Origin of the sequence: Cytobacillus praedii, from assembly GCF_001439605.1 — a bacterium.
GTDB lineage: Bacteria > Bacillota > Bacilli > Bacillales > Cytobacillaceae > Cytobacillus > Cytobacillus praedii.
The window spans coordinates 275,092-289,352 of record NZ_LMBX01000001.1; the positions used below are offsets into that span (position 1 = coordinate 275,092).

14 protein-coding genes are annotated in these 14,261 nt (G+C 40.9%); all 14 read left to right on the top strand.

Annotated elements, in window-relative coordinates:
- The first annotated feature begins 16 nt into the window (after positions 1-16).
- The 14 genes from rpiB to ASU02_RS01375 all read left to right on the top strand — a co-directional run bounded on the left by rpiB (position 17) and on the right by ASU02_RS01375 (position 13,227).
- On the top strand, positions 17-457 hold the full coding sequence (rpiB, locus tag ASU02_RS01310) for a ribose 5-phosphate isomerase B (protein WP_057760165.1): 441 nt from the start codon (positions 17-19) through the stop codon (positions 455-457).
- Between the two features lie 31 nt (positions 458-488).
- Positions 489-1,064, top strand: coding sequence for a TIGR01440 family protein (locus ASU02_RS01315; RefSeq protein WP_057760167.1), 576 nt, complete (start codon positions 489-491; stop codon positions 1,062-1,064).
- A gap of 170 nt (positions 1,065-1,234) precedes the next feature.
- Positions 1,235-2,476, top strand: a complete 1,242-nt coding sequence (locus ASU02_RS01320) for a serine hydroxymethyltransferase (RefSeq protein ID WP_057760169.1) — start codon at positions 1,235-1,237, stop codon at positions 2,474-2,476.
- 369 nt (positions 2,477-2,845) lie between these two features.
- A complete protein-coding gene (upp, locus tag ASU02_RS01325; protein ID WP_057760172.1) occupies positions 2,846-3,475 on the top strand; it encodes a uracil phosphoribosyltransferase in 630 nt (209 codons plus the stop codon).
- Between the two features lie 121 nt (positions 3,476-3,596).
- Entirely contained in the window at positions 3,597-5,861 is a 2,265-nt protein-coding gene (locus ASU02_RS01330; RefSeq protein ID WP_057760173.1) for a S8 family serine peptidase, read from the top strand.
- 402 nt (positions 5,862-6,263) lie between these two features.
- Positions 6,264-6,638, top strand: a complete 375-nt coding sequence (locus ASU02_RS01335) for an ATP synthase subunit I (RefSeq protein WP_057760176.1) — start codon at positions 6,264-6,266, stop codon at positions 6,636-6,638.
- Positions 6,639-6,660: 22 nt separating this feature from the next.
- Positions 6,661-7,374 (top strand): F0F1 ATP synthase subunit A, encoded by a 714-nt coding sequence (gene atpB / locus ASU02_RS01340; protein WP_057760178.1) that lies wholly within the window; start codon positions 6,661-6,663, stop codon positions 7,372-7,374.
- A 74-nt stretch (positions 7,375-7,448) separates the two neighbouring features.
- A complete protein-coding gene (gene atpE, locus ASU02_RS01345) occupies positions 7,449-7,661 on the top strand; it encodes a F0F1 ATP synthase subunit C (RefSeq protein ID WP_053478547.1) in 213 nt (70 codons plus the stop codon).
- A 151-nt stretch (positions 7,662-7,812) separates the two neighbouring features.
- Positions 7,813-8,331, top strand: coding sequence for a F0F1 ATP synthase subunit B (locus ASU02_RS01350; RefSeq protein ID WP_057760180.1), 519 nt, complete (start codon positions 7,813-7,815; stop codon positions 8,329-8,331).
- A complete protein-coding gene (locus ASU02_RS01355) occupies positions 8,328-8,864 on the top strand; it encodes a F0F1 ATP synthase subunit delta (protein WP_057760182.1) in 537 nt (178 codons plus the stop codon). Before ASU02_RS01350 ends, ASU02_RS01355 begins: the two co-directional genes overlap by 4 nt.
- Before the next feature lie 24 nt (positions 8,865-8,888).
- Positions 8,889-10,397, top strand: a complete 1,509-nt coding sequence (atpA, locus tag ASU02_RS01360) for a F0F1 ATP synthase subunit alpha (protein WP_057760185.1) — start codon at positions 8,889-8,891, stop codon at positions 10,395-10,397.
- Between the two features lie 40 nt (positions 10,398-10,437).
- Positions 10,438-11,295: an ATP synthase F1 subunit gamma gene (gene atpG, locus ASU02_RS01365; protein ID WP_057760187.1), complete on the top strand. Its 858-nt coding sequence runs from the start codon at positions 10,438-10,440 to the stop codon at positions 11,293-11,295.
- Between the two features lie 80 nt (positions 11,296-11,375).
- Positions 11,376-12,797 (top strand): F0F1 ATP synthase subunit beta, encoded by a 1,422-nt coding sequence (gene atpD / locus ASU02_RS01370; protein WP_057760189.1) that lies wholly within the window; start codon positions 11,376-11,378, stop codon positions 12,795-12,797.
- Positions 12,798-12,819: 22 nt separating this feature from the next.
- Positions 12,820-13,227: a F0F1 ATP synthase subunit epsilon gene (locus ASU02_RS01375; protein ID WP_057760191.1), complete on the top strand. Its 408-nt coding sequence runs from the start codon at positions 12,820-12,822 to the stop codon at positions 13,225-13,227.
- Positions 13,228-14,261: the final 1,034 nt, after the last annotated feature.

Consider the following 14,261-nt stretch of genomic DNA (forward strand, 5'->3'; position numbering starts at 1 on the left):
TTTAGGAGGATTAAAGATGAAAGTAGCGATTGCATCAGATCATGGCGGAATAAATATTCGCGAGGAAATAAAAGATGTAATGAAAGAAATGGGCATTGAATTTGAAGATTTTGGCTGTGAATGCGAAACGTCTGTTGATTACCCTGATTATGCTCTTCCTGTTGCGGAGAAGGTTGCAAACGGAGAATTTGATAAAGGCATTTTGATTTGCGGAACTGGCATCGGCATGAGCATTGCGGCTAACAAGGTGAAGGGCATTCGCTGTGCACTCGTTCATGATCTTTTCAGTGCAAAAGCAACACGTGAGCATAATGACAGCAATATGCTTGCTATGGGAGAACGTGTCATTGGACCGGGATTGGCCAGGGAAATTGCAAAGGTTTGGCTGACAACGGATTATGAAGGCGGACGCCATGAAAACCGTGTTGGAAAAATTAAAGACTACGAAAACAAATAGAAACAAAACTTCCGAGAAAGGGTGAGCCTTTATGACGGAATCCATTCAAACATGGGAAGAACAGCTGAATACCATTATTCGTGAATTTGCTGAACAAGTTCAGCTAACAGACAAGCATCTATTTGTTATCGGCTGCAGCACAAGTGAAGTGGCTGGAAGGAAAATTGGCACGGCTGGCACAGAGCAAGTGGCAGAAATGATTTTTACCCAGCTGAAAATATTTCAGGAACAAACAGGCGTTGCTCTAGCGTTCCAGTGCTGTGAACACTTGAACAGGGCGTTAGTTGTTGAACGGAAAATTGCAGAAGAAAGACAGCTCTCCGAAGTAAGCGTGGTTCCTGTAAGAAAAGCTGGCGGAGCAATGGCTACTTATGCGTTTGAACACCTTAATGATCCAGTTATGGTTGAACATATCACTGCTGATGCAGGTATGGATATCGGAGATACATTCATTGGTATGCACTTAAAGCATGTCGCTGTCCCGATAAGAACCACACAGAAATGTATTGGGGAAGCCCATGTGACATTAGCAAAAACGAGGCCAAAGCTTATAGGCGGTGCCCGTGCTGTGTATGAACGAAGCCAAGCGAATGAGTCATGCAGATAGTAGAAGCCTTTGCAAAATGCAACGGCTTTTCCTTTTAGATGAGAAATCCGCTTACAATCGTTTCTATTCTTCTTTTCGTCACAAAAACATGATAAGATATAATAGAATTTTCAAAATAGGACGTTACATATCTATTGAAAAGAGCTTAGTCGAAAAGGGAGGATTCTATAATGAAGCATTTAGCACAACAGGATGAACAAGTATTTCAATCGATTCAAGATGAGTTAGGACGTCAAAGAACAAAGATTGAATTAATTGCTTCTGAAAACTTTGTAAGTGAAGCAGTAATGGAAGCACAAGGATCTGTGTTGACGAATAAATATGCTGAAGGCTATCCAGGCAGACGCTATTACGGCGGATGTGAGCATGTGGATGTCGTAGAGAACCTGGCTCGTGATCGTGCGAAGCAAATTTTTGGTGCTGAGCATGTAAATGTACAGCCGCATTCAGGTGCACAAGCGAATATGGCTGTTTACTTTACAATTTTAGAACAAGGCGATACGGTCCTTGGTATGAATCTTTCCCATGGCGGTCATTTAACACATGGAAGCCCTGTTAATTTCAGTGGCGTTCAATATAACTTTGTTGAGTATGGTGTCGATGAAAAGACGCATTTGATTGATTATAATGTTGTTCTCGAAAAGGCTCGTGAGCATAAACCAAAATTGATTGTTGCTGGTGCGAGTGCATACCCGCGTGAAATTGATTTTAAGCGTTTCCGTGAGATTGCCGATGAGGTTGGCGCGTATTTAATGGTGGACATGGCTCATATCGCTGGTCTAGTTGCAGCAGGGCTTCATCAGAATCCAGTTCCATATGCAGATTTCGTCACAACAACAACGCATAAAACACTTCGCGGCCCACGCGGCGGGATGATTCTTTGTAAAGAAGAATACGCGAAGAAAATTGACAAGTCGATTTTCCCTGGTATCCAAGGCGGTCCTCTAATGCATGTCATTGCAGCAAAAGCAGTCGCATTCGGTGAAGCGCTTCAGGATGATTTCAAAGGGTATGCTGGTGAAATCATTGCTAATGCGAAGCATCTGGCAGAAGGTCTTCAGAAAGAAGGACTTGACCTTGTTTCTGGCGGTACGGATAATCATTTATTGCTCGTTGATCTTCGTTCACTCAGCTTAACTGGAAAAATTGCTGAAAAGGTGCTAGACGAAGTGGGCATCACAGTAAATAAAAATACGATTCCATTCGATCCAGAAAGTCCATTTGTAACAAGCGGTATTCGCATCGGGACAGCAGCGGTTACTTCACGTGGCTTCGGTGCAAAGGAAATGGAAGAAATTGCATCAATTATTGCCTTTACATTGAAAAATCATGAAGATGAAGGCAAGCTTGAAGAGGCAAGCAAGCGTGTCGAAGCATTAACAAGCAACTTTACTTTATATCCTGAAAGATAATCTATACAGGCTGCTCTTCGAAAAGGAAGGGCAGTTTTTTTATTGGAGAATTTTAGCGGATAAAGAAGAACAAAGTTTAAATGCTAGATAAAACAAAAATGATGCTTGATAAAATGATTGAAATGCTAGATAAAAGTAGGAGACTGCTAGATAAAGACAATCCCAAAGGGTATTTGCCTAATAACAAGAAAAATTGATTGTAAGTACTAGATTAATTGAGGAAAATACTAGAAAATTATCCATACAAAAAACTTTTAACGAATTTTAAACTTTTTACACTCATAGTTGCCCTGATTATTTTTTTTCTGTAAAATTAGACGAAGTGTTAGAACGAACCTATTTTACATATTGAAAAGGAGAGAATTTTCCATGGCAAAAGTATACGTATTTGACCACCCCCTTATTCAGCATAAACTTACATATATTCGTGATAAAGCGACAGGAACGAAGGATTTCCGCGAACTTGTTGATGAAGTTGCAACATTAATGGCATTCGAAATCACAAGAGATATGCCGCTTGAGGAAACAGAAATTGATACACCAGTGAGCCGGACAAAATCGAAAATTTTGGCTGGTAAAAAGATGGGGATCATTCCAATCCTTCGTGCGGGAATTGGGATGGTTGATGGAATATTAAAGCTTATCCCTGCGGCAAAGGTTGGTCATATTGGACTATACCGTGATCCTGAAACATTGAAGCCAATCGAATATTACGTAAAGCTTCCAAGTGATGTGGAAGAAAGAGATTTCATCGTGGTTGACCCAATGCTTGCAACAGGGGGCTCTGCGGTAGAAGCAATTAACTCTTTGAAAAAGCGTGGAGGCAAAAATATTAAATTCATGTGCCTCGTTGCTGCTCCAGAGGGAGTGAAAGTGCTGCAAGAGGCACACCCAGATGTAGATATTTACATTGCTGCGCTTGATGAAAAGCTGAATGATCATGGCTACATTGTTCCAGGACTTGGTGATGCAGGAGATCGTTTATTCGGAACGAAGTAATTGCCGTCGATATTTCATAATGAAAGGCTGACCTAATTTTAAGGTTAGCCTTTCTTATTTTTACATCTTCACATAATCCCCCATTAAATTGAAAACCCTATTACAAAAAAGGGTGCTTTCTATGAAAAAGATCATCTCGGTATTAACGGTCATCCTCCTGGTTCTATCTCAATCGGCGGCATTCGCACAGACATTAAATCACCCGCAAATTCCGTTGGAATCCCCTGACATGGAAAAGGTTTCTATTGTTGTTTTATCCGAAGAAAAAAGTGAGGAAGAAATTAAAAAGCTCGTTCGTTCGATTCCAGAATTAAAGCTAAGACATATTTATAAATACGCGATAGCTGGCTTTTCGGTAAAGGGAAAGCAGGCTGAAATTGAGCAGCTTTCGAAAAAAGCGAACACTTCAATCATTTCTCCAGTTAATACGTATAGGGTTCATGCAGAAGAGAGTATAAAAATAATTGGCGGAGAGGAAGTACGCGGACTTTTTGATCAAAAAAATCAGCGGTTAACAGGAAAAGGAGTAAAAGTTGGAATCATTGATACGGGAATCGACTACACCCACCCAGATTTAAGAGTCAACTATGGGGGCGGGCATGATTTAGTTGATGGAGATGATGATCCGATGGAAACAAATGCAGCTGATGGAGAAGGAACGCTGCATGGAACTCATGTGGCTGGGATTATCGCAGCAAATGGGAAAATTCAGGGAGTAGCACCAGAAGCGACGATTATCGCTTATCGGGCGCTTGGTCCCGGAGGCAGCGGGACTACGGAACAGGTCATTGCCGCAATCGATCAGGCAATAAAGGATAAGGTTGATATTTTAAACCTGTCATTGGGCAACAACGTGAATGGTCCAGATCTCCCGATAAGCATGGCACTAAATAAAGCCGTAGAGAAAGGGATAACAGCAGTGACATCTTCTGGCAACTCCGGCCCGAATCATTGGACAGTTGGTTCACCAGGTACAGCTTCAAGAGCAATCTCCGTCGGTGCATCAACACCGTCCATACATATTCCTTTGCTGGAGGTATCAGGTCAGAAGCTCAGGCTTGAGCCGCTTCAAGGGTCGGTTGATTGGGAATTCAATCAATCACATGAAATGGTTTATGGTGGATTAGGTAAAAAGGAAGAACTGAAGGATGTTAAAGGAAAAATCGTTCTTGTAGAAAGGGGAGAGCTTACCTTTACAGAAAAGGGATTAAATGCATTCGAAGCAGGGGCAAAAGCAGTCGTTATTTACAATAATACGAAGGGTAACTTTTTCGGGAATTTAGAAAGGGAATTGCCAATTCCGGTAACTGCGTTATCAAAAACGAATGGGGAGCAGCTTAGAAAGAAACTCTCCAAAGAAAGGATTTTTGCAAGAACATATATAATAGAAGAAAAGGATGTTCTTGCTGATTTCAGTTCCCGTGGCCCTGTAACGTCAACATGGGAAATCAAACCAGACATTGTTGCGCCAGGTGTCGCAATTAATAGTACGGTACCAGGGGGATATTTGCCTCTGCAAGGAACGAGTATGGCTGCTCCTCATGTAGCGGGAGCAAGCGCACTTATTAAGCAAGCCCACCCTGATTGGGGTCCTGAAAAAATTAAAGCCGTACTCATGAATACAGCAAAACCGCTCCTAAACAAAAAAGGAAAGCCTTACCGAACGTATGAACAGGGAGCAGGAAGAATCCAAATGGAAAAGGCTTTAAAATCGAATTCACTCGTTATGCCTGCTTCATTACAGTTTGGTAAATTTCAACTAGCCGATCGTATGCACGAGCATAATGGGTATCTAACAGTAGAAAATATCAGTGATTCTTCCCTTTCGTACTCATTTTCCATTCCGCATGCAGAAAATGGCCTAAGCTGGACGCTTCCATTTTCCTTCTATTTAAAGCCAGGAGAAAAAAAGCGCCTTGAGCTAAAGTTAGCTGTTGACCCAAATGTATTTAAAAAGAAGGTATATGATGGAACAATTAGATTGAAAGCAGGATCACAAGAAATCAATATCCCATATATCTATGTTCTTGAAGAACCCAATTATCCAAGAGTCATGGGATTTGGGGTTGGAAAGGGAGATAAGCCAGATACGTACCGATATGAAGTGTATCTGCCGGGAGGGGCAGAGGAATTCGGGATTGCGATGTTTGATGCGGATAGTCTGCGATTTATTGATTTCCTTGATTGGAAAAGAGGAGTAGGAAAAGGGCAGCTTTTGCAGGAGATAAAAAGCGATCAGCTCCCAGAGCCTGGTCTTTATAAAATTAAGGTGTTTGCGAAAAAAGCGGGCAGAGAGGATGCGCTTGAATCCTACTTGTATATATTACCAAATGGTGAAATGGAATCATCATCATTCCACCCGATTAAAGAAAAACTAAAAAAATAAGTGTCAAAAAAGATGCTATTTCAACTGCATGGAAAACCCTGAAATACTTGATAAAAGGGGCGTAGCAGAACTTCGCCCCTTTTTCAATAGGTAAGATTCAAATTATTATGAAAATAATGTGAACGTACTTTCTTTCCCTTGATATATATGACTTTTTTCAATTTAAATGCATTGACATTGACAAGCCCCTATTGTATGCTTACAAAGGGTATAATATGATAGGGTTTTCATAATTTTGGGCAGTCATTATTCCCACGTCTGCATGTTGCTAATGGTAATTAGTAACACCTCAAAACCCACTTACCATTCACCTCAAAGTGAGGGGGAATGCGTTTTCATGCATCAAAAGACCGCAACCCATACAAAGCAGTCCATCATTTTTTTACAGGAGAATAAATCATAATGCCAGAATTAAAAGCTACCTATGTGAGACAACGAAAATACATATTTTTATTGTTGTCAATTTATGTTCTTGGCTGGGGATTTACTTCTTACCAATCTATCTTTTTAGGATTAGTATTGGGTACTTCCTGTAGTTTGTTTAACTTGTGGATTCTAGCAAGAAAAACAGAGCAATTTGGCAATGCGGTCGCAAACGGTGAGAAGATACGCTCACTCGGAATGGTTACCAGAATGGCAATGGCAGTACTTGCTGTGTTTGCTGCAATGGAATATCCCGAGAAGTTCCATCTGATCAGTGTTGTAATTGGATTAATGACTTCATATGTTGTCATTATGATAGATTTTTTTCTTCAAACTTTTCATTTACGTAAATAGCGGGGAAGAGAGGTGAATATTAATGCATCATGGAGCTCCTTTACGTGAGTTTATGGGCTTAACCTTTAACTTGGGGAATATTATGATGATTACGGTTGCTAGTGCAGTTGTATTTATTATAGCTGTTCTCGCTACTAGGAAGTTAGCCATGAAACCTACAGGGATGCAAAATATACTCGAATGGGTAATGGATTTTGTGAAAGGCATTATTAACAGTTCGATGGATTGGAAGGATGGCGGACGATTCCATCTGCTTGCTTTAACATTGATTATGTATATTTTTGTTTCCAATATGCTTGGTCTGCCATTTTCAATAACTTATAACGGGGAACTCTGGTGGAAATCACCAACAGCTGATCCCGCAATTACATTGACTTTGTCTCTAATGCTCTTAGCCTTAACGCATTTCTTTGGAATTAAGGCAAAAGGAGCAGGCGGTTATGGACGTGAATTCCTTAAGCCATTCTGGATCATGTCTCCAATTAAGATTGTTGAGGAATTTGCCAATGCCCTCACATTAGGTCTGCGTCTTTATGGAAATATTTATGCTGGAGAAATTCTCCTATCATTACTAGTTGGTTCTCTAGCTGCTGGCAGCTGGGCCGGCAAATTTGCAGCAATCATTCCAACGGTTGCTTGGCAAGGATTCTCAATCTTTATCGGTGGAATCCAGGCGTTTATCTTCTGTATGTTATCTATGGTTTATATGGCACACAAAGTGAGCCGAGACCATTAATATATACCCTGTTCAATTTTGAACAAAACACAAATAAAAAAAATTAATTATACAATTCAAGGAGGAAATTTAGAATGGGTCTATTAGCAGCAGCAATCGCAGTAGGTTTAGCAGCACTAGGTGCTGGTATCGGTAACGGTCTTATCATTTCAAGAACAGTTGAAGGGATGGCTCGTCAGCCTGAAGCTCGTGGAATGCTACAAACAACAATGTTTATCGGTGTAGGTCTAGTAGAGGTACTACCAATCATCGCAGTAGTTATCGCATTCATGGTTGTTGGACAGTAACTCCTAGTTAAACAATTTGAAAATGGCGAAGATCATTCGATGAGGACCTTCGCCATTCCTTTATGCCTTAAAAATGAAAAAAATCTAAGTTTTATATAAATGAAACATCGTTATTGCATTTCTTATAGCTCTTGAAGGGAGTGAATCGAGGGTGTTATCAAACAGTTTAGTATTAGGTGCATCAACCGGTTTTAACAGTGGAGATATGATTTACCAGTTGATCGCGTTTATTATTTTATTACTTTTGCTTAAAAAGTTTGCATGGGGTCCATTAATGGGCATCATGAAAGAACGTGAAAATCATATTGCAAATGAAATCGAGTCGGCTGAACAAAGCCGTACAGAAGCGAAAAAGCTTTTAGAAGAGCAAAGAAACCTTCTAAAAGAAGCACGCAACGATGCGCAAGGCTTAATTGAAAGCGCAAAGAAACAAGGCGATGTACAGCGTGAGGAAATCATTGCTGCTGCACGTGCGGAATCTGAGCGTATTAAGCAATCTGCTAAGGTTGAGATCGAACAGCAGAAAGAACAAGCGGTTGCAGCTATTCGCGAACAAGTGGCTTCACTATCTGTATTAATTGCTTCAAAGGTAATTGAGAAGGAATTAAGTGCAGAGGATCAAGAGAAGCTTATTAACGAATACATTCAAGAGGCAGGAGAAGAGCGATGACGGGCTCTATGGTAGCAAAGCGCTATGCGTTAGCTCTTTTCCAGCTTGCAAATGAACATCAGCTTCTTGACCAGATGGAAGAAGAGCTTCGTGCAGTGAAACAAGTAATGAATGAAACTTCCGAATTACATGCGGTGCTTAAGTCTCCAAAGCTTTCAATTGAAAAGAAGAAGGAGATTATAAAGGATGCATTTGCATCTGTAAATACATTCGTTTCAAATACGTTAATGCTTTTAATTGAACGCCATCGTGAAGATGAAATCTCTGATGTGGCGGATCACTTTGTAAATATGGCAAATGATGCAAGAGGCATTGCAGAGGCAAAGGTCTACTCAATCCGTCCGTTAACAGACGCGGAATGTGAAGCGCTGTCTTCATCATTTGCAGTAAAAGTTGGCAAGAAATCACTTCGCATTGACAATATCGTAGATACTAATTTACTCGGCGGCATCAAGCTTCGAATCGGAAACCGGATTTTCGACGGCAGCTTGCGCGGTAAGCTAGATCGTCTGGAACGTCAATTATTAGGATAAGATTCGTAGATAGGGGTGAAACTCATGAGCATCAAAGCTGAAGAAATCAGTGCGCTGATAAAAAAGCAAATCGAAAACTATCAGTCGGAAATTCAAGTGAGTGATGTAGGTACAGTTATCCAAGTTGGTGACGGTATCGCTCGTGCTCATGGCCTCGACAATGTCATGGCTGGAGAGCTTCTTGAATTTTCAAACGGCGTTATGGGTATGGCGCAAAACCTTGAAGAAAATAACGTTGGTATTATCATTTTAGGACCATTCACAGAAATTCGTGAAGGGGATGAGGTACGCCGTACAGGACGTATCATGGAAGTTCCTGTTGGGGAAGAGTTAATCGGTCGTGTTGTTAACCCACTAGGACAGCCAGTTGATGGAATGGGTCCAATCAATACAACAAAAACTCGTCCAATTGAAAGCCCGGCTTTTGGTGTTATGGATCGTAAATCTGTACACGAGCCGCTTCAAACGGGAATTAAAGCGATTGACGCACTTGTGCCAATCGGACGCGGGCAACGTGAGTTAATCATTGGTGACCGTCAAACAGGTAAAACATCCGTTGCGATCGATACAATCTTGAACCAAAAGGGACAAGATATGATTTGTATTTATGTTGCCATCGGACAAAAAGAATCAACGGTCCGTGGACTAGTTGAAACGTTACGTAAGAATGGTGCAATGGATTACACAATTGTTGTTACAGCTTCTGCATCACAGCCTGCTCCATTGTTATACTTGGCACCATATGCTGGGGTTTCAATGGGAGAAGAATTTATGCTAGATGGAAAGCATGTATTAGTTGTATATGATGACTTAACAAAGCAAGCAGCTGCATACCGTGAGCTTTCCTTATTATTACGCCGTCCTCCAGGTCGTGAAGCATATCCAGGGGATGTATTCTACTTGCACAGCCGTCTTCTAGAGCGTGCTGCTAAATTAAGCGATGCAAAAGGTGCAGGTTCAATCACTGCATTGCCGTTTATTGAAACACAAGCTGGTGACGTTTCTGCATATATTCCAACAAACGTTATCTCTATCACAGATGGACAGATCTTCTTACAGTCTGACCTTTTCTTCTCTGGTGTACGTCCAGCGATCAACGCAGGTCTTTCTGTTTCACGTGTAGGTGGATCCGCACAAATTAAAGCGATGAAAAAGGTTGCAGGTACGCTGCGTCTTGACCTTGCATCTTACCGTGAATTGGAATCATTTGCTCAATTCGGTTCTGATCTTGATAAAGCTACTCAAGCAAAACTTAACCGTGGTGCTCGTACAGTAGAAGTATTAAAACAGGATCTAAATAAACCATTAAAAGTTGAAAAGCAAGTTGCGATTCTTTATGCACTAACTCGTGGCTTCCTTGATGATATTCCTGTACAGGATATTCGTCGTTTCGAATCAGAATACCTTTCTTGGTTAGACCACAACCGCAAAGATTTGTTAGACCATATCGCTACAACGAAGGAACTTCCTTCTGATGATGATATGGCTGCTGCGATCAACGAATTCAAAAAATCTTTCGCAGTTTCCGAATAATCGGGGTCTGACAAACTTTGAAATAAGGTGGTGAGAACCTGTGGCATCATTAAGAGATATAAAAAGTAAGATTAATTCTACAAAGAAAACGAGCCAAATTACAAAAGCAATGGAAATGGTATCTGCCTCTAACTTTAACCGTGCGGAGTCGAATGCGAAGAAATTCGTTCCTTACATGGATAAAATTCAAGAGGTTACAGCATCCATAGCCTTAGGCAGTAAAGATGCAACGCATCCGATGTTAAGCTCTCGACCTGTTAAAAAGACAGCTTATTTAGTTATTACGGGTGAGCGTGGTCTTGCAGGGGCATTTAACAGTAACGTTTTGCGTTTAGCATTCCAATCCATTCAAAAGCGCCATAAATCAAAAGATGAGTATGTGATTATCGCTTTAGGGAAGATGGGCCGTGAATTCTTCGTGAAACGTGACATGAACGTTATTCTCGACATTACTGGAATAGCTGATCAGCCAACATTTGCTGATATTAAAGATACTGTAAATAAAACAGTGAATATGTTTGCTGATGGGGCATTTGATGAGCTATACATGTACTACAATCACTTTGTCAGTGCAATCCAACAGGATGTTACAGAGAAGAAAGTTCTTCCACTAACCGATATTGCGACATCTAACAAACTAACATCTTATGAATTTGAACCATCTGCAGAAGAGATTTTAAATGTATTATTGCCTCAATATGCAGAGAGTTTAATTTATGGTGCACTTCTAGACAGTAAAGCTAGTGAACATGCCGCAAGGATGAGCGCAATGAAAAGTGCAACTGACAACGCGAAAGAGCTTATTGACTCTTACAGCCTAATCTACAACCGCGCTCGTCAAGCTGCAATTACACAAGAGATTACCGAAATCGTCGGCGGAGCAGCCGCGTTGGAATAAAAATAAAATATTAGTACAAAGGAGAAGGGCCCAGCTGGTCCCTTGCTCTTTTGTGTGTTGAAATGAACGGAGGGAAAAAGATGAACAAAGGACGCGTTCTTCAAGTTATGGGTCCAGTTGTTGACGTAAAGTTCGAAAGCGGACAACTTCCTGAGATCTATAACGCATTGACAATCGTAAATAAAGCGCGTAATGAATCTGAAGTTGACATCAACTTAACCCTTGAAGTTGCCCTTCATTTAGGTGATGATACAGTTCGTACCATTGCAATGTCATCTACTGACGGTTTAACACGTGGTAGTGAAGTTATTGATACTGGTGCACCAATTTCTGTACCTGTCGGTGATGTTACACTTGGCCGTGTATTTAACGTATTAGGTGAAACAATCGACTTAGACCCGGCTCTTTCTGGTGATGGTCGTCGTGACTCTATCCATAGGGAAGCACCTAATTTTGAGCAGCTTTCAACAGAGGTAGAAATTCTTGAAACTGGAATTAAGGTAGTAGACTTGCTTGCTCCATATATTAAAGGTGGAAAAATCGGTCTATTCGGTGGTGCCGGTGTAGGTAAAACCGTTTTAATCCAGGAATTAATCAATAACATCGCTCAAGAGCACGGCGGTATTTCTGTATTCGCTGGTGTAGGTGAGCGTACTCGTGAAGGTAATGACCTTTACCATGAAATGACTGATTCAGGCGTTATTAAGAAAACTGCGATGGTATTCGGTCAGATGAACGAGCCGCCAGGTGCACGTATGCGTGTTGCCTTAACTGGTTTGACAATGGCAGAATATTTCCGTGATGACCAAGGACAAGACGTTCTTTTCTTCATGGATAACATCTTCCGTTTCACACAAGCAGGTTCTGAAGTATCAGCGCTACTAGGCCGTATGCCTTCTGCCGTTGGTTACCAGCCAACTCTTGCTACTGAAATGGGTAAATTACAAGAGCGTATCACATCTACTAACGTAGGTTCTGTTACTTCTATCCAAGCGATTTATGTACCGGCCGATGACTATACGGATCCGGCACCGGCTACAACTTTCGCTCACTTAGATGCAACAACAAACCTTGAGCGTAAGCTTTCTGAAATGGGTATCTACCCTGCGGTGGATCCACTTGCTTCTACTTCTCGTGCATTGTCACCTGAAATTGTTGGGGAAGAGCATTATGCTGTTGCTCGTCAAGTACAGTCAACATTGCAAAAGTATAAAGAATTACAAGATATTATCGCAATCCTTGGTATGGACGAGCTTTCTGATGAAGATAAGCTTGTTGTACAGCGTGCGCGTCGTATTCAAGTATTCTTATCACAAAACTTCCACGTGGCTGAACAGTTCACTGGCCAGCCAGGTTCATACGTACCTGTTAAAGAAACAGTTAAAGGCTTTAAAGAAATTCTTGAAGGTAAATATGATCACCTTCCAGAAGATGCATTCCGTCTAGTTGGCCGCATTGAAGACGCGATTGAGAATGCAAAACAAATGGGTGTAGAAGTCTAATCTCGGACCAGGAGGGTAAAAAATGAAGACGATTAAAGTCAGTGTTGTTACTCCCGATGGCCCGGTGTATGAATCAGATGTGGAAATGGTAAGTACAAAGGCCGAGAGCGGTGAACTCGGAATTTTGCCAGGTCATATTCCAATGGTTGCACCGTTACAGATTGGAGCCGTTCGTTTAAAAACGCAAGGTAAAACAGACATCGTAGCAGTAAGTGGCGGATTTGTAGAAGTTCGTCCAGATAAAGTATCTATTTTGGCGCAATCTGCTGAACAAAGTGATGAAATTGATGTTGATCGTGCTCTTCGTGCGAAAGAGCGCGCGGAAAAGCGTCTGAACGATCAGAAGCGTGAAAACATCGACTTCAAGCGTGCTGAACTTGCTCTACAGCGTGCACTAAACCGTATTAATGTTTCGGATAAACATTTTTAATTATAGAGGACACCTCCCAGTTGTACTGGGAGGTGTTTTTTATTTTGTGGAAAATGGTAGTTTGGAGTGGATTGACCGGAATACGAGAGGAAATGACCGGAATAATGAAATTTTGACCGGAATAATGAAATTTTGATCGGAATACGGAGGAAAGTGACCGGATTAATTAAAAGTTTGCCCGAATTCCTTAGAAATTGAAATAGACGGTAACAGGAAGACGAGAGTAAATAATTCTGAGGTCCAGATAAATGCACTTGGTTGAAGTTTTTTAATTGGAATACTAAAGTATTTCCTGAAAAATTTTCTGGAATTATCTCTAATATGAGGAATGGCCCGTAAAAATAGGAAAGTGGCCGATAAATGAGGAAAAGTGGCCAGTAAAATAGAAAAAGTCACCGATAAACTAACAAAAGTGGCTGATAAATAAAAGCAATGTATGGAGGAACATGTTTTGTTCGAAATTTAAAGGTACTTAGACGAACTTTTAACTATAAATAAAAGCATTATCAAAATAACTTCTTATTTTTAAGGAAATGAATAGATTTATTTTAAGAGACATTCTGTCCAATAAAAAAATGAAGATTTGTTGACAAATCTCACTGACAGAAAGTTGAATTTGACCTTTAATGGTAAATGGAATGGGGAGGAATTAGAAATTAGTAGGTAAAGAGGATAGGTGGATTCACAATATTGCCATTTTATTGTGGAATGTGTTGGGCTATCAGTCGGCTTATAAAAGTGCTGAGGTTATAAGACAAGTGGTTGGAAATAAAGATGTTAGTTGTAGTTGCCATCTTGCGGGAAATTCGGGGAAGTGTTTGTGAGATGGGGAATTTGGTGGGGGCTGTCGCTCCCGCTGGGAAGACTTGACATTAAGTAAGGATATGGAGATGGGAAAACCCCTTTGGGGCTGTCGCCCCAAGATGAAAAGATGCTGACGGTATATGACTAGTAAAAGTAATAGAGATGTCAGTTCGCATTTGCGCCAACTGGTAGTGATTTCGGGGAAGATGGTTCAGGAGATGGAACAAATG